Source organism: Pseudoxanthomonas sp. z9 (assembly GCF_006542425.1).
Classification (GTDB): domain Bacteria; phylum Pseudomonadota; class Gammaproteobacteria; order Xanthomonadales; family Xanthomonadaceae; genus Pseudoxanthomonas_A.
Map to the genome: position 1 here is coordinate 277507 of NZ_VFID01000012.1, position 16202 is coordinate 293708.

A 16202-nucleotide genomic window follows, 5' to 3' on the forward strand; every position below is an offset into this window, starting at 1 on the left:
GTCATGACGGTTCGGCTTGTTGCACACCACATCTCGCTACGTTTGCCTATTTATCTGCAGAGCGACCGCTCCGCGCGCTCTTGGTTGGCGATGCTGGCCAAGGCAGCCATAGAGCGTCCCCGTCGCGAGTTCAGGACGATCCTTGATGATGTTCATTTTTCTGCCCAGGAAGGCGACCGAATCGGAATTGTGGGCAGGAACGGAGCGGGCAAATCGACCTTGCTCAGGGTGTTGGCCGGTGCTTACCAGCCGACTGAAGGCTGGCTCGAGTCCCAAGGAACACGGCAAGCCCTGTTAAATATTTCATTGGGCTTCAATAACGAAGCCACGCTCAAGGAAAACATCTATCTGCGGGGAACCGCGATGGGCCTCAGAGCCAGCCAACTTGTCGATCTTGTCGAGCCGGTCCTCGATTTTTCGGAATTGCACGACAAGGCCAATCATCGTTTGAAGACGCTCTCCTCTGGTCAGAGGATGAGGCTTGGCTTTGCGATTGCAACCGCAGTGCAACACGACATCATGGTAATGGATGAGTGGATCGGCGCAGGAGATGCTTCGTTCATTTCCAAAGCCAAGGAGAGAATGGCAAGCCGCGTGAATGGCGCCAAGGTTGTCGTGCTTGCCAGTCATAATTTTCAGCTGATGCGCGACGTGTGCACAAAAGGACTGTTGATGGTCGGAGGCAGGGTTGAGTTCTTTGGCGATATCAATAGCACCTTGATTGAGTACGACAAGCTGCTGAAGAGCGGCGGGCCACCTCAGACGGCAGCATGAAAGATGCGAGTTCTGCTGATCGCCTATGATTTTCCTCCTATACCCTCTCCGCAGTCTCTGCGCTGGGCCTACTTGGTCCGGGAACTGGCCGATGCGGGTCATGAGGTGCGCGTGCTTGCGCCGGATGTTGCCGGGTACGGATCCGGGGGACTGCCCGAACTCCCGGCGAACGTCAAAGTGCACAGGGTCTGGCCCGGCCCCTATGCGGCCACGTTGACCTGGTTGGCGCGACGCAGGCAGCCGCAACGCCAGACAGGATCACAAGCCTCGCCGGAGCCGCATGGATTCAATGATTTGCTGGAAGGCAATGCCGGCTATGCCGATACCCGACACCCGCAGCTCAAGTTGAACTGGAAAGGAAGAATCGTCGAACGCATTCGTCGATTGAACCGGCGTGTCTTCAATTTGCACACGGTTGTTCCCGACGCACTTGGACGAGTGATGTTTCCGGATATCCGAGCAGAGTGGCTGCCATGGGCGCGACGCAGGCTCAAGCATCTTCTTGGTGAGATGGTGCCGGATGTTGTTATCACATCGCATGAACCTGCGAACTCGATTCCGCTGGGAATCTATGCGAACAAACTCGGATTCAGATGGGTTGCTGATCTGGGGGATCCGGTGCTTGCGCCGTATACGCCTGAGCGTTGGCGGAAAACGGCATGGGAGCTGGAAGAGGAGATCTGCAAGCGCGCGGAGCTCGTGCTGCTGACCAGCCAGCACGCTATCCATGATATGCAGAAGCGCCATGATGTCCACGCCTCGAAGCTGAAGTTGCTGACACAAGGATTCGATGGAACATCGCACTGCGGACCGCACCTGCGTTCGAATGGGCCTTTCGATCCGGAAGTGCTCGAGTTGCTCTATACAGGAAGCTTCTACGCATTTCGTGATCCGTCCTCACTGTTGGAGGCCGTGCGCAGGGTGCCCGGTGTCCGGTTGAACATTGCAACGATCGCTGCACCGCACGGTGTCGCAGAAGCTGCGCGAGACAGCGGTGGCTGCATAAGGCTACTTGGGTTCCTGCCACATACCCTCGCTTTGTCGTACCAGCGGCAATGCGACATGCTGGTCAATATCGCCAATGCGAACCCATTGCAAGTTCCTGGAAAGCTCTACGAGTATTTGGGAGCTCATCGGCCAATACTGCATATTGGCGGTGACCGCGCGGATGCCGCCAGGATTCTTTTGGAAGAAACAGGTGCCGGCAACCCGGTTGCGGCGGAGGCGACAGCCATTGAAACGGTTCTCCGGAATGCCCTCCACAAGAAACGGCTCGCGCCTCAGGAGCCAAGTACCGTAGTCGATGATGGGCGCCTGCGCTATTCCTGGAAGTCATTGGCATTGCAGTTAGCAGATCTGCTCGAAGCTGGCGGAACAACTTCAAGTAGGGCACAGAATAATCTTAGTAAGGAGTCAGTATGAGCGAGTCCATGCAGCAGAAGGATCGCGACGAACATGTTTGTGTAATCGGTCTGGGCTACATTGGATTGCCCACCGCCGCCATGTTCGCCTCCGCTGGAAAGCGCGTTTCCGGCGTGGATATCTCGAAACGAATCGTAGATGCCGTGAATGGAGGCGAGGCGCACTTCGAAGAGGCGGGCCTGTCGGAGCTCGTGGAGGAATCCGTTGGAAGCGGACGCATGCGTGCGATGCCGACACCTATCCCGGCGGATGCTTTCGTAATCGCCGTTCCGACCCCGCTCGACCACGGAAACCACGAGCCCGATATCAGCTTCGTCGAAGCTGCAGGACGTTCTCTAGCGCCGGTGATAGGCCGGGGAAACCTGATCGTACTCGAGTCGACGTCTCCGGTTGGCACCACAGCCAGATTGGCCCGGCTACTGGCGGAACTTCGGCCGGACCTAAAGTTCCCCACCGGCGATTCGCATGATGTTCCCGATGTAAACATGGCGTACTGTCCGGAACGGATCATTCCGGGGAGGATGCTGCAGGAGCTGGTCGAGAACGATCGCATCGTCGGAGGAATGACATCCTCATGTACTGAGCGCGCGTCCTCGCTCTATCGTTCCTTTGTCCGGGGGAGCTGCATTGGGAGCGACGACCGGACGGCTGAGCTCTGCAAGCTGGTGGAAAACTCATTTCGAGATGTGAATATCGCATTTGCCAACGAGCTTTCCATGATATGCGGTGATCTCGGAATCGATGTGCAGAATGTCATTCGCTTGGCCAATCATCATCCACGAGTGAACATCTTGAATCCGGGACCCGGCGTCGGGGGGCACTGCATCGCAGTGGATCCCTGGTTCATCGTGGCGGGTGCAAAGGAGCGGGCACAGCTCATCAGCACGGCCCGACAAGTCAATGATTCGAAACCCGGTTATGTGCTGGCACAGGTTGAGGCAGCAGTAGCAGGATTGGAGAATCCCTCCATATGCTGTCTGGGATTGACCTACAAGGCAGATGTTGATGATTTCCGGGAGAGTCCTGCCCTGGACATCGCGCTCGCACTATCGGAACGTTATGCCGGCAACGTACGTTGCGCCGATCCCTTCTTTGATGTGCTCGAATCGGTACACGGTATATCGGGGCTGGTTTCAGCGGATGCGGCGTCTGCCATCGCGTCCGCGGATGTGGTGGTGGTTCTCGTGGGACATACATCTTTCCGACGGCTTCCCAAACCGCAGGGCAAGAAGGTGGTTGACACCATCGGATTCTGGAAGTAACGGGTTGGAACCTCAGCGGAGACAGTAGTCATGCACGACGACCACGCACATGAAGGTACCCATGGACAGGCTTCCGGGAAGAGCAGCAACCCATGGCCGGATCGGGTAAACGAGGCCTACTACGATCATATGGGGGAGACGTTTGGTCGACAGACTCGCGCACGAATTAATTGGATGTGTTCGCAGGCCAAGCCTGGAAGAGCATTGGATGTAGGCTGTAGCCAAGGTATTGCAGCCATTCTCATGGCACGAGAAGGGAAACACGTGCTGGCCATCGATATCTTCCAGCCGGCCATCGACTATGCGAACGACGAGAGAGCGAAGGAAATCCAGTCAGTACAGGATCGTGTAGAGTTCCGTTGCACAGAGCTTGCTGCGCTCAAGGGCATGCAGTTCGACACCATCCTGATGGGCGAGGTCATCGAACATCAAACGGATGTTCCCGCGTTCATCTCCCAGGCCGTTGATCTTTGCGCTCCGGAAGGACGAATCGTCATTACCGTTCCGTTCGGATATCACCCATGGCCGGACCACAAGGCCACGGTTTTCCCGGATGACTTGCTGGATGCGCTTCGCGAGACGTTTGAAATCTCGGTCCTTGATGTGGTTGATGGCTATATCAGATGTGTGGCGAACCGGATTTTGACAAAGCCGTCTCTGGAAAACAGCTTGGCAATGGCGATCGGGGCTACGGAAGCTGGGGCATGGGAAGTGCAGAAGCGAAATATCGAGCTTAGCGCCTCCTTGAGCGATGCAAAAAAAGTAATCGCGGATTACAAGGCGGAGGCGGGAAAGCGGGGTAACGCATCGAGCGAACTGACCGTGGAACGTGCGCTCCACAAAAGGTCAAGCGAAACCATTGTCAACCTCAGCGAAGAGCTTGCTGCTCTGCGGCTACGTTCGGAAGTTTGGATTCGGGAAGCGGCGGAGCAAAAGTCCGTCGTTGATGAATTGGGCCGCGGAATCCAGGTATCCAATCATGAGAGTGCTCTGCTTAGGGAACAACTGTCCGTTCTTCAGGCCGAAGTAGGTCGACTTGGTGAAGAGGTAAAGCAAGGACACGAGGAACTATCAAAGCGTGAGCGCGAATTGGAGCGTGCCCGCGCGTCGCTGCGCCTACTGGGATCCAAGGACAGGGACCACAAGGCCACCATTAAGAGAATGGAGGAAGGCTGGAAGGCGAGGGACAAGCGGCAGAAGGACATCATCTCGACGATCAATGAGGAATTAACCGAGCTGAAACTCCGGATGAAGACGCTGCAAGAAACCCTCGTCGATGCGCAGCACAAGCGCTCTAGCCATTGGGCCAAGCTTGAAGCCGAGCGTGCGCGCGCGCAGGAACTCATACAACTGTGCGAGTCGCTCCACAATGACAATCAGTTGTACCGGAACTCGCTTGCACTTGCTCTAGGCCAGGCACTGATTGCTCTTAAGAGTCCACGTGGAATCGTTGGATTCCCAAAGGCGGTCGCGGCCATATTGCTTCGTTATCGCAGGCGCGGAACGTCGAACCATCAATCACAAGCACTTAGCTTGCCGAAGCTACGACATGTACACATTCCCGATCCCAAAAAGGTGGTGGATGATTTTGCGGTGGTCGCGAATCCACAAGCGGAAAGAAATGAAGAGGTGGACGCATTATCCATCGACGGATGGGAAGAGGTACGTACCGGAAAGCCTCTATTGATGGGAATTCTTGACGAATTCACCCTCAATTGCCTGCAACCGACGGCTGACTGGTTGCTGCCGCGCCCGGACAACTGGCGCGGACTACTGGAGAAGTTTCAGCCAACCTTGCTGTTTGTCGAATCCGCTTGGAATGGCAACCATCAGGCTTGGCAATATCGCGTCGCTCGGAGTGAGTACATGCCGGGTGCTGAGTTGGTTGAGTTGGTGGAAGCATGCAAATTGAAGGGAATTCCTACTGTGTTCTGGAACAAGGAGGATCCATTGCACTATGGGGATTTCATCCAAGCAGCGGCCCATTTTGACTGCATATTCACGACTTCGATCGAAGCCAAGCCTCGCTACGCGGTGGACGCTGACGTTAGGTCCGTTGACCTGCTTCAGTTCGCTGCTCAGGAAGCAATTCACAACCCTATCCAGTCAGGCAGTCCGCGTGAATCCAAGGTCTGCTATGCAGGAAGCTTCTATCCAAGTCTGGAAGAACGGTCTCACCAGCAGACCATGCTTCTGGATGCAGCGTCCGGCTTTGACCTTGATATTTTTGACAGGAACTATTCGGATAGTTCTCTCGATTCGCAATATCAGTTTCCGGAACGTCATCAACGGTTCGTGCGCGGAAAGATCCAATATTCGGAGATTGGTGACGTCTATCGAAAGTATCGTGTATTCCTGAATGTCAACAGCATCCAGGATTCTGACACTATGTTCTCCCGCCGCGTATTTGAGCTTCTCGCCTGCGGTACTCCGGTCGTGAGTACGCCGTCGCCGGGATTCGCAGCGACATTCGGACCGGACGTGGTCTGGGAGGTCGCCACGGAAGAAGAGGCACGGCACGCAATTGACACTTTGCTGAATGATGACAAAGAGTTCCGGCGCAGGAGCGCTGCAGGTATCCGCGCTGTCATGTCAAGACATACCTATCGCCACCGGATGGAACAGGTGATGCGGACAGTCATGGGGGGCAGCAAGACGGCGACGCGACCACAGCGTGTCAGGGTCGTACTACTCGCGAATCAGGATGGGGTAAATCCCGAGACTATCTCCTGGATCAGGGAACAGCGCATGTGCAATGGCGAAAGTCCGCAGATCACGGTGCTGGGAAATGTACCTGCTGGAACTGAGAAGGTCGGATTTGACAGTGTGGATGGTGATCCTGGAATGGCTTTCCGCCAACTCGTAAAGGCAACGCGCGCATCGGATGAACAACTGGTTCTGGCGGTTGGCCATCAGGGACAGGATGCACACCAGATAGAGGACCTCCTCCAGGCGTCACGCTACTCCCGTGCAGGGTTGATCGGAATGGCGGTGATTCCGGAAGACGAATACAGGCTTGGTGGTGCGATAGCGAGAACTTGTCTTCTTATCAACAGTGATGACCCAGAGGTCTGTGACGCGGCATTTGCATTCGCGGACGGCACCAGTGAGAAACTGGTGCTGAAGGACGAAACGGACGTGCTTGCCATCCGGATGATGGCTGATGAATGACCCAAAAATACGGCGCCCGCTAGTCACTACAGGGCGGACAAGGTAACTCCATGAAGAAAAGAAAGACACGCGTGGGTGTGAGTGGCCACGACCTCAAGTTCTGGACGCCGATACAACTACAGCTGGAGCAGACAGGGGACTTCGATTTCCGTATCGACGAATGGAGTGGCCACGCAGATCACGACGAAAAGTTGTCGCGAGAGTTGATTGAATGGGCCGATGTCCTGTTTGCGGAGTGGGCGCTTGGCAATGCGGTCTTCTATTCTCGCAACAAGCGACCAGACCAGAAACTGGTTATACGTTGGCATCTTCAAGAAAGGAGGACGAGTTTTCCCAACGATATCAACTATGGCGCGGTTGACGACCTTGTCTTCGTTGGCGCTCATATCCTTGGCGAATGCGTAGAAAAATTCTCCATTCCCCCCGAGAAATGCCGGGTTGTAGGAAACCTGATCGAGCACGAGCGTTTCAATCGTGAAAAGCTGCCAGGGCACGAGCGAACCTTGGGCATGATCGGTGTTCTACCCGCTAGGAAGAGGCTGGATCTCGCCCTGGATACACTTGAATTGCTTGTCAGGGCGGATGACCGCTTCCGGTTGCGGATTAAGGGACAGAACCCGGCGGCGGTCGATTGGCTGTGGCAGCAGGATCAGGAACGCGACTACTATGTCAGCCTGTTCAAGCGGATAAACGCCTCGCCGGTGTTGCGCCACCGCGTCATCTTCGACCCGGCTGGAAAGGATGTCGAACAGTGGCTGAGACTCGTCGGTTCCGTCTTGTCGCCGTCGGATTTCGAGAGCTTTCATGTGGCCGTCGCGGAAGGCGTGGCCTCCGCGGCACTTCCTGTGGTTTGGAACTGGGAGGGCGCTGGGGAGATCTACCCAGGCATCCCCTTGGTTGAATCAGCGGAAGCCGCGGCGCAACTCATCCTCGCAAAAGAGCGTCATGTGGAGATAAAGGAACGGGCGCTTGATGGCGTAAAATCAAGCTTCGGTCCGGAAGCATTACTGCCGATCTGGCGTACTCTTCTTACTCCGATCAATGAACAGGTAGTCGCCTACAATTGGGGGGAGGGGGGCGAGAAGTCAGCTTCGGTAGAGTGCGAGAAATCCTTGCGCCGGCTGAAAGTCGCGCTCATCTGCGATGAATTTACTTACAACAGTTTCAAGGGAGAATTTGTTCCCGTCGTGCTGGAGCCAGGAAGCTGGCGTGAACGAATGGAGAGCGAACGCCCGGAGCTGCTCTTCTGTGAATCCGCCTGGTCGGGCGTTGATTCCGAGACGCGGCCGTGGAAGGGACGAGTTTATGCCAGCTCGAACTTTACTAAAGAAAATCGCGGAGAACTTCTCGCGATTCTGGACTATTGCAAGGAACATAAAATTCCAACCGCCTTCTGGAACAAGGAGGACCCATCGCACTATGAAGACAAGGTGCATGACTTTGTAAGTACGGCAAAGCTTTTTGATGTGGTCTTCACTACTGCATCGGAATGCGTCGAGCGGTACAAGAAGGAACACGGGATCAAGAACGCCTACTGTCTACCGTTTGCGACGCAGCCGCGCTATTTCAATCCAATCGAGGTGGAAGGCGCTCGCTCGAGAAAAGTTGTATTCGCCGGAAGTTGGTATGCGTACCATCAGGAACGCTGCAAGGCGATGGAGGCGATGCTGGACAAGTTCATCGAAGATGGCCTGGAGCTGGAAATATACGACCGGCACTTCGGAACCAGCGATAAGAATCACATATTCCCTCAGAAGTATCATCGCTACTTGAAGGCGGCCGTACCTCATGCCGAGATAGGCAATGTCTACAAGTCGAGCCAGTATGGCTTGAATTTCAATACCGAGACGAGTTCGCCGACCATGTTTGCGCGTAGGGTGTACGAACTCATGTCCAGCAATACATTGTGCGTATCTAACTACTCCAAAGGAATGGACGACATGTTTGGCGATCTCGTTTTTTTCGCCGATCGGGAATCACGAGGGTTGCCAGATTTGGGCGAAGATGAACTGGCGAGCATGAGGGATCGTGCGCTGCATCACGTGCTAAGGGAGCATACGTACAAGCAGAGATTCCGGTTCGTTGCTGAGAAGCTCGGGGTGGCCTTGGCGCAGGAGAGCTTCGCCGCGACGGTCTGCTGCATCGTGGCATGCGACGACGACATCGAAAAAGCAATCGCCTACTACCAGGCACAGAACGTTGCGGAAAAGGGGGCTCCATTGCTCCTTGTCCTGGACAGGTCCATTGAGGCGAGCAGTCTTAAGGACTATTACGAGACATATAATCGCAACGGAGTAACTGTCGTTTCAGAGCACTATCTGCTTTCTTATGCAAACAAGCCGGGCCGAGTAATAGAAACGGACTACCTTGCCTTGGTTGACTACCGCAAGGTTCGACCGGTCGACTATCTGGAAAAAGCGGTGCTGCATGCCTCTTATGCAGAAAACGTCGTGATCGTGCCCGGATCCGACAGGAAGTACGTACAGGTGGAAGAGGCCCTCATCGATGAAGTCATAGCGCCCGCCAGCTTTTTGCCATGGTTGATGAAAATGCGCGGGCGCCGGGCCTCTGCACTGTTCTACTTGGTCTGAACCTCGAAATGAAAGTATCCATCATCATCCCCTGCCACAATGCGATTGGGAAGATAGAGCGCTGTTTGGCATCGCTGCGAAAGCAGACGATGCCGGTCGGTGAGTATGAAGTTATTTTTGTCGACGATTGCTCCAGCGATGGGACGGCCGACTACCTTCTGCGGCAAACGGAGGTCGTGGACGGAACGAGGTGGAGGGTCATCCGCAGGGTCTCCAACAGCGGTTCTCCATCTGAGCCACGGAACATGGGTGTCGATGCCGCCAGAGGCGAATATATCTTCTATCTCGACTGCGACGACGAGATCCTGCCAGATACGTTAGAGCGGCACACGCGCCAGGCAATCGATCAGGATCTCTGTGTCTTGCGCGGGTATTTGAGAGTATTCGATGGCAGTTCATTCACAGATGCCAACAGAATTAAGGGTTTTTCTGCCGGCACGCCAAAGAAGTCAATCATCGAGGGGATAATTCGTCAGCAAAGCACCACCGTGCCGAGCCTGATACGCAGATCCTTGCTGGTCTCGAAGGGGATCCGCTGGGATCCGGTGCTGCGCATGGGGGAGGACACGCTCTACCTGATCGAGGTACTTCTGGCTGCAAAGAGGATTGGCTACATCGATCATCCTACCTTTGTGTATAACAAGGTGGCCACGCGGATAGCCTCATCCACCAGGCAGTACGGCGCGCGCGAGTTGCGCAATCATCTTCGGGTATGGCAATCGGCAGACGCGAAGTTGAAAACCATCGGATTGAGCTATGTATCGATGCGCCTGCAAGTAGGATTGCAGACGGCGTTGCTGTCGTTGATAAAGTTCAATCGCTGGGACATTGATGAGTCGCTTTTTGGTGATTTTAGCGTTTTCATCAACGAGCACTGGTCGGCTATAGAGAAGTTCAACTACGGTACGCGCCTGAAGGATCTGGTGAAGTCGATAAGGGCGGGCGATTTTTCGGTTTTCAAGGAGCAGGTGAAACCGCGGTTGCTTGTAGCAGGGTATGGGCTCCAGTTCATCGAAAAGGCGCTGCCTGGCCTCTCGGAGTACTTCAGCATTCGAATCGATGAATGGACCGGACATGCGACGCATGACCTGGCGCGGTCCAAGGAGTGCCTGGATTGGGCAGAAGTAATATTCTGCGAGTGGCTTCTCGGAAACGCGGTATGGTATTCGAACAACAAGCGACCGGATCAGAAGTTAATCGTCAGGGCTCATCGTTTCGAGCTTGCGCGGGACCTGGGAAATCGGGTGAACGATGCGGCAGTTGACCTGTATATCGCGGTATCACTGTTTTACTTCGAGATGTTGATCGAGCGCTTCGGCTACGCGCGCAAGAAAATCCGTCTTGTCCCGAACTACATCAACCTAGATAGTTATGCATCCAACGATGACCCCGCCCGAGTATTCAATCTCGCCATTATCGGCACGTTGCCTTCCCGTAAGGGATACCTGCGTTCGCTCGAACTATTGAAGGCATTGGTGGAGTTGGACTCCCGTTACAATCTGTCCGTTTACGGGAAGTCATACTCCGATACTAGCTGGACCACCCGGAACCAGGAAGAAGATGCTTATTTTGAGGAATGTCAAAACTATCTCGAGAGAAATTGTCTGGCGAGTCATGTTCATCAGAAGGGATACAGTGACTTGACCGTCGCACTTAGCAATACGGGCTTTGTCCTTTCGGTCAGTGATGACAGTGAACTCCCGGAGAGCTTTCATATCGCACCGGCGGATGGATTCGCGGCAGGGGCGCAAGGGGTTTTTCTCGACTGGCGGGGGGTCGAGTATATTTATCAATCCGAGACCATTTTCCCCGATTTGGACGCCATCAAAGCCCATATCGTCGAACATCAGGACTACTCGCGGTTCAAGGAGGCGGCGCTGAGAGGCAGGAATTTCCTGCGTGAAAACTACACAATGAGTGCTTTCGTGAGTAGGTTCAGACGAGAGGTTGCAGATCTCTTCTGACGGTGAGTGTGATCTGCCTTATCAATTTTTCAGGGAAAAATACGATGAAAATTTATGCGCTGATATTCGGGGCCTTGTTGTTGAGCGGATGCAAGCCACCCGAAAATCCGGAATCGACCGGGGCTGCCGCCACGGCGGAAAACCAGGCCGCAACACAGCCGCAGGTGCCGGCCGCCGGCGCGGCGGCTCCGTCGATGCTCCCCGCTGGTTTGCAGCTCACCTTTCCGCACAAGATCAGGTCCACTGGACAGGAGCAGGTCGACGGCAAGGTCATTCACCGGGCGGTGATCGAGTTCATGGATGTCGATGTCGCCGAAGTTGATAGCGCGCTGGAAGTGTCGCTGGCTGGAAAGGGGTACCGGCGATATAAGACCTTGTCGCGGGGAGCCGAGATCGTGGGTGACTACGCAAGACCCGAACGTCGCGTGACGGTGACGGTCAGTCCCGCGGATGGCCGTCTTGCTCTGTCAGAGGGAGCCAAGGGTACGATCTACATGGTCTGGAACGACTGAGATCATGGTCTGGGCATGCCGTTTGTCGGCATGCTCAACGGGAGTGGGGAACGCGATGTGGAATGAACTCAAAGACAGCTTGCCGATTGACACTGCGCGCCAGTTCCAGGCGACGGAATATGCATGGGCGCTCGGTCGGAAACTTCGCGAGAACGCGACCATTGTCGATCTCGGATGCGGAACGGGTGTCTCTTTGGATATTTTTCGTCAGTCGGCGCCGACCGCGAAGTGGATTGGTGTCGATATCGAGGATTCTCCCGAAGTAAGAGCGCGAACGCGTACGGATGGCGAGGTTCGCACGTTCGATGGCGTTAACATTCCGGTGGAAAGTGACAGTGTCGATCTGATCTATAGCCGTCAGGTTTTCGAGCACGTCCGCCATCCTGAGAAATTGCTTTCGGATATAGCGCGCGTGCTGAAAGTGGATGGTTGTTTCGCTGGTTCAACATCGCACCTGGAGCCATATCACTCGTACAGCTACTGGAACTTCACGCCATTCGGTTTCAAGAAACTGGTGGAGGCTGCCGGGCTGAGGTTGCGTGAGATTCGTCCTGGCATCGATGCAATCACCTTGATTACCCGTTTGTATCGAGGCAATGATCCGACTTTCAACCGTTGGTTTGCGGAAGAATCCCCGTTGAACCAGGAAATAGAGCAGAAATCGAAAGAGGCAGGCTGGAGCGTGCAGCAGTTGGCTTACCAGAAACTGACGGTGTGCGGGCAGTTTTGTTTCATTGTTGAGCGTCAGCGCTGAAGCAGTAGTCAACGAAGGTTGCAGCATCCATGCATAACAAAGCACGCAACGTATTCATCCTAGGGAGCTGTGTGTCCAGGGACGCGTTGGAGGGAAATGAGGATTTATTCGCGATTCGGCAGTACGTAGCGCGAACATCCATGGCTAGTTTTGGTCTGGATCCAGTTAGCGAGGTCCAGGTACGGGATTTGGTCGCTTCCTTGCAAAGCCCTTTCCAGCGGAGGATGCTTTTCAATGACCTCGACAAAACCACTGGGACATTATTAGCGGGGAATCCGCACGATATCCTGCTGCTGGATTTCATTGACGAGAGATTCAAGCTCGTTCTGGCGGGGAATACTTGCTTCAGTCTGTCGGGTGAACTTGAGCACGCTGGATTCCAGTCGGAAGGAAGAGTGCTGCTTACCCCAGATTCTGAAGAGTTTCTCACTCTCTGGTTGGCGGGCGTGAGTCGCTTGCTTGGGAGTGTCGATCGAAGCAAGCTCGTGATAAACAGAGCGTTCTGGGCAGAAAAGTTCGAGGATGGCAGCGATGCCTCTAGTATCCGTTGGATTAAGGATAACAATGAGATTCTCTCGCGACTGTATGATGCGTTGGAGAAGCATTGGTCACTTCGATACATCGATTATCCGGAGTCGGTTGTGCGTGCAGACCCCAACCATCGGTGGGGCAAGGCTCCTTATCACTTCACCCAGACATATTACGACCACACGGTGGCCGAACTCGCGAAAATTACGCAGAGGCAATGATCAGCTGAGTCTGATGTCGCGAACCACTAGTGAAGGGTATCTGCAATAATCGACGCTATACGGGTTGCTGAGAGACCGTCCCCGTATGGATTGTGTGCCTGCGACATGGAAGCGTAGCGAGCGGGATCATCGAGTAATTGCGATACCTGCGCATGGATTCTGTCCGTATCCGTCCCGACTAGCGTGACGGTGCCCGCCTCCACAGCCTCTGGGCGTTCGGTAGTGTTTCTCATGACCAATACGGGCTTGCCCAAAGAAGGTGCTTCTTCCTGGACACCACCGGAGTCGGTGAGAATTACATGTGATTGCTGCATCAGATAGACGAATGGAAGATAGTCCTGGGGAGCAATCAAATGGATGTTTGATGACCCTGAAAGATGGCGATTTACAGGCTCCTGGACGTGGGGATTCAGGTGCACGGGATAGACGATCTGCAGATCATCACGTTCCGCCAGATTCGAGATCGCCTTGCAGATGCGTTCGAAGCCATCACCGAAGTTCTCTCGACGATGCCCCGTCACTAGTAGCAGCTTGCGGTTGGGGTCGAGGAATGGAAATAGTTCCTGCATCCGGGCGGAGAGTGTCGGCTCGGTACGCAGCCGGGAATCAACGGCTAGTAGTGCATCGATGACGGTATTGCCCGTTACGTGCACGCTGTCAGCGCGAATTCCTTCGCGAAGCAGATTTTCCCGGGATTGGGCAGTTGGCGCAAAATGGAGATTGGCTAGCGGCGCAGTGAGCCGCCGGTTCATTTCCTCTGGCCAGGGGGCATGCATGTCCCCGGTCCGCAGTCCTGCTTCTACATGGCCAACTGGAACCTTGGCGTAGAACGCCGCCAGCGCTGTCGATAGTGTTGTCGAGGTATCTCCATGGACCAGGACAATGTCCGGGGCCATGGCGCTGATCAAGGGTGACATGCCACTGACGATTCGTGCCGTTAGCTCCGGCAGAGTCTGTCCATGGCGCATGATATCGAGATCCTGGTCAGGCTCTATCTGGAAGATATCCAGCACCTGATCAAGCATCTGGCGATGTTGCGCAGTTACCACCACCTGTGGCTGCAACAGAGGGTGAGCCCTGAGTGCGTGTACCACGGGCGCCATCTTGATCGCTTCCGGCCTCGTGCCGAACACCACCATCACTTTCTTCATCATGCTTTACCGCGCGCTCACAGCGCCGCTTCCAGTTCCGGCAGCAACTTGAACAAATCCCCCACCAGCCCGATGTCCGCGATCTCGAAAATCGGGGCTTCCGCGTCCTTGTTGATGGCCACGATGGTGCCGGCGTCCTTGATGCCGGTCAGATGCTGGATGGCGCCGGAGATGCCGACGGCCACATACAGCTCGGGGGCGATGATCTTGCCGGTCTGGCCGACCTGGAGTTCGTTCGGGACATAGCCGGCGTCGACCGCGGCGCGCGAGGCGCCGACGCCCGCACCCAGCTTGTCGGCCAGGTCGTAGATGATCCTGAAGTTCTCCGCCGAACCGACGCCGCGGCCGCCGGAAACCACGCGCTTGGCGCTCTGCAGGTCCGGGCGGTCGGACTTGCCCGCTGCCAGGCCGAGGTAGCGGGTGTGCGCGGGCAGGGCGGCCTCGGCGGTGACCGCTTCGATGCTGGCGCTGCCGCCCTTGGCGGCTTCCGGCCAGGAAGCGGTGCGGACGGTGGCGACGACGGTCTGGTCGGCCGGCGCCTCGACGGTGATGATGGCGTTGCCGGCGTAGATCGGGCGCTTGAACACGTGGCTGCCTTCGACGCTCATCACGTCCGACACCTGGGCCACGCCCAGCAGCGCGGCGACGCAGGGCATCAGATCCTTGCCGAAGGTGGTGGAAGGACCGAAGACGTGGGTGTAGCCGGCGGCCAACCGCGCGATCTGCGGAGCCAGCACCTGGGCGATGGCATTCGCGTTGGCGGGATTGGCGACCGTCAGGACGCGGGCGACCCCGGCGACCTGCGCCGCTTCGGCGGCGATGCCGGCCGGATCGGCGGCCAGCACCACGACATCGATGCTGTCGGGCTTCAGGGCCTGGGCGGCGCTGACGGTCTTGGCGGTGGCGCTGTTGAGCTTGCCGTCCAGGTGTTCGGCGATGACGAGGACTTTGGACATAGCGGAATCTCCAGAATTCTGGCGGTGGCGCGCCTGCGTTTCCGCGTCGCGCCATCGCCGCGACCCTCTTCCCGGAAGAAGAGGGAACGATGGGTTACAGCAGGCCCTTGGCCTTGAGCGCGGCGACCAGTTCGGCCGCATCCTTGACCATCACGCCCTTGCTGCGCTTGGCCGGGGCGGCGTAATGGGTGGTCTTCAAGGTATCGGCCGCCTGCACGCCGAGATCGGCCAGTTGCAGGGTTTCCAGCGGCTTGCTCTTGGCCTTCATGATGTCCGGCAGCTTGATGAAGCGCGGTTCGTTGAGGCGCAGGTCGGTGGTGACCACCGCCGGCAGGTCGACTTCCAGGGTTTCCAGGCCGGCGTCCACTTCCCGGGTGACGGTGGCCTTGTCGCCGCCGATTTCCAGCTTGGACGCGAAAGTCGCTTGCGGACGGCCCCACAGGGTGGCCAGCATCTGGCCGGTCTGGTTGGCGTCGTCGTCGATGGCCTGCTTGCCCAGGATGACCAGCTGCGGCTGTTCCTTCTCGATCAGCTTGAGCAGGGTGCGCGCGGCGGTGAGCGGCTGAATCGGCTGGTCGGTGACCACGTGGATGGCGCGGTTGGCGCCCATGGCCAGGCCGTTGCGCAGGTGCGCCTGGGCGTCGGCCGGCGCGATGGTGGCGACCACGACCTCGGTGGCGATGCCCTTGTCGCGCAGTCGCAGGGCTTCTTCCAACGCGATTTCATCGAAGGGGTTGGCCGAGAGCTTGACGCCGTCGGTGACCACGCCGGACCCGTCCGGCTTGACCTGGATGCGGACGTTGTAGTCCACCACGCGCTTGTAGGCGACGAGAATCTTCATCCTCTGGGAATTCCTTAGTGCTACGGAGAGGCCCGGCCGCGGCGGCTGGCCGAGG

The 16202-nt window shown here is 56.4% G+C and carries 12 protein-coding genes; 9 read left to right on the forward strand and 3 right to left on the reverse strand.

What is annotated here, in order from left to right; translation table 11 throughout:
- Positions 1 to 3: 3 nt before the first annotated feature.
- The 9 genes from FG323_RS15365 to FG323_RS15405 are packed head-to-tail and all read left to right on the forward strand — an operon-like array spanning position 4 to position 13199.
- On the forward strand, positions 4 to 774 hold the full coding sequence (locus FG323_RS15365) for an ATP-binding cassette domain-containing protein (RefSeq protein ID WP_141455582.1): 771 nt from the start codon (positions 4 to 6) through the stop codon (positions 772 to 774).
- Between the two features lie 3 nt (positions 775 to 777).
- Positions 778 to 2196 carry a glycosyltransferase family 4 protein gene (locus FG323_RS15370; protein ID WP_141455583.1) on the forward strand — a complete coding sequence of 473 codons (1419 nt, stop codon included), beginning with the start codon at positions 778 to 780 and terminating at the stop codon, positions 2194 to 2196.
- The gene (gene wecC / locus FG323_RS15375) at positions 2193 to 3458 is read left to right on the forward strand and encodes a UDP-N-acetyl-D-mannosamine dehydrogenase (protein ID WP_255470204.1); all 1266 of its coding nucleotides are present in this window, start codon (positions 2193 to 2195) and stop codon (positions 3456 to 3458) included. The genes FG323_RS15370 and wecC overlap by 4 nt, the downstream gene beginning before the upstream one ends.
- A 30-nt stretch (positions 3459 to 3488) precedes the next feature.
- The gene (locus FG323_RS15380) at positions 3489 to 6629 is read left to right on the forward strand and encodes a glycosyltransferase (RefSeq protein WP_141455584.1); all 3141 of its coding nucleotides are present in this window, start codon (positions 3489 to 3491) and stop codon (positions 6627 to 6629) included.
- Positions 6630 to 6679: 50 nt separating this feature from the next.
- Entirely contained in the window at positions 6680 to 9220 is a 2541-nt protein-coding gene (locus tag FG323_RS15385) for a glycosyltransferase (RefSeq protein ID WP_141455585.1), read from the forward strand.
- An 8-nt stretch (positions 9221 to 9228) separates the two neighbouring features.
- Complete coding sequence (locus FG323_RS15390; protein ID WP_181444255.1) at positions 9229 to 11184, forward strand: glycosyltransferase; 1956 nt, start codon at positions 9229 to 9231, stop codon at positions 11182 to 11184.
- 44 nt (positions 11185 to 11228) lie between these two features.
- Entirely contained in the window at positions 11229 to 11696 is a 468-nt protein-coding gene (locus tag FG323_RS15395; RefSeq protein ID WP_141455587.1) for a hypothetical protein, read from the forward strand.
- Between the two features lie 55 nt (positions 11697 to 11751).
- Positions 11752 to 12450 (forward strand): class I SAM-dependent methyltransferase, encoded by a 699-nt coding sequence (locus tag FG323_RS15400; RefSeq protein WP_181444256.1) that lies wholly within the window; start codon positions 11752 to 11754, stop codon positions 12448 to 12450.
- A gap of 29 nt (positions 12451 to 12479) precedes the next feature.
- Positions 12480 to 13199 (forward strand): DUF6270 domain-containing protein, encoded by a 720-nt coding sequence (locus FG323_RS15405; protein WP_220094184.1) that lies wholly within the window; start codon positions 12480 to 12482, stop codon positions 13197 to 13199.
- A 26-nt stretch (positions 13200 to 13225) separates the two neighbouring features.
- Here the strand turns inward: FG323_RS15405 and wecB are convergent, their stop codons facing one another.
- From wecB to FG323_RS15420, 3 genes are all read right to left on the reverse strand, one after another.
- Entirely contained in the window at positions 13226 to 14350 is a 1125-nt protein-coding gene (gene wecB / locus FG323_RS15410; protein WP_141455590.1) for a UDP-N-acetylglucosamine 2-epimerase (non-hydrolyzing), read from the reverse strand.
- A 17-nt stretch (positions 14351 to 14367) separates the two neighbouring features.
- Positions 14368 to 15306 (reverse strand): electron transfer flavoprotein subunit alpha/FixB family protein, encoded by a 939-nt coding sequence (locus FG323_RS15415; RefSeq protein ID WP_141455591.1) that lies wholly within the window; start codon positions 15304 to 15306, stop codon positions 14368 to 14370.
- A 94-nt stretch (positions 15307 to 15400) separates the two neighbouring features.
- Entirely contained in the window at positions 15401 to 16147 is a 747-nt protein-coding gene (locus FG323_RS15420) for an electron transfer flavoprotein subunit beta/FixA family protein (protein ID WP_141455592.1), read from the reverse strand.
- Positions 16148 to 16202 lie beyond the last annotated feature (55 nt).

Bases quoted from the DNA above. Each gene is read 5' to 3' on its own strand.
- FG323_RS15365 (WP_141455582.1), top strand. From the start codon at position 4: ATGACGGTTCGGCTTGTTGCACACCACATCTCGCTACGTTTGCCTATT.
- FG323_RS15370 (WP_141455583.1), top strand. From the start codon at position 778: ATGCGAGTTCTGCTGATCGCCTATGATTTTCCTCCTATACCCTCTCCG.
- wecC (WP_255470204.1), top strand. From the start codon at position 2,193: ATGAGCGAGTCCATGCAGCAGAAGGATCGCGACGAACATGTTTGTGTA.
- FG323_RS15380 (WP_141455584.1), top strand. From the start codon at position 3,489: ATGCACGACGACCACGCACATGAAGGTACCCATGGACAGGCTTCCGGG.
- FG323_RS15385 (WP_141455585.1), top strand. From the start codon at position 6,680: ATGAAGAAAAGAAAGACACGCGTGGGTGTGAGTGGCCACGACCTCAAG.
- FG323_RS15390 (WP_181444255.1), top strand. From the start codon at position 9,229: ATGAAAGTATCCATCATCATCCCCTGCCACAATGCGATTGGGAAGATA.
- FG323_RS15395 (WP_141455587.1), top strand. From the start codon at position 11,229: ATGAAAATTTATGCGCTGATATTCGGGGCCTTGTTGTTGAGCGGATGC.
- FG323_RS15400 (WP_181444256.1), top strand. From the start codon at position 11,752: ATGTGGAATGAACTCAAAGACAGCTTGCCGATTGACACTGCGCGCCAG.
- FG323_RS15405 (WP_220094184.1), top strand. From the start codon at position 12,480: ATGCATAACAAAGCACGCAACGTATTCATCCTAGGGAGCTGTGTGTCC.
- wecB (WP_141455590.1), bottom strand. From the start codon at position 14,350: ATGAAGAAAGTGATGGTGGTGTTCGGCACGAGGCCGGAAGCGATCAAG.
- FG323_RS15415 (WP_141455591.1), bottom strand. From the start codon at position 15,306: ATGTCCAAAGTCCTCGTCATCGCCGAACACCTGGACGGCAAGCTCAAC.
- FG323_RS15420 (WP_141455592.1), bottom strand. From the start codon at position 16,147: ATGAAGATTCTCGTCGCCTACAAGCGCGTGGTGGACTACAACGTCCGC.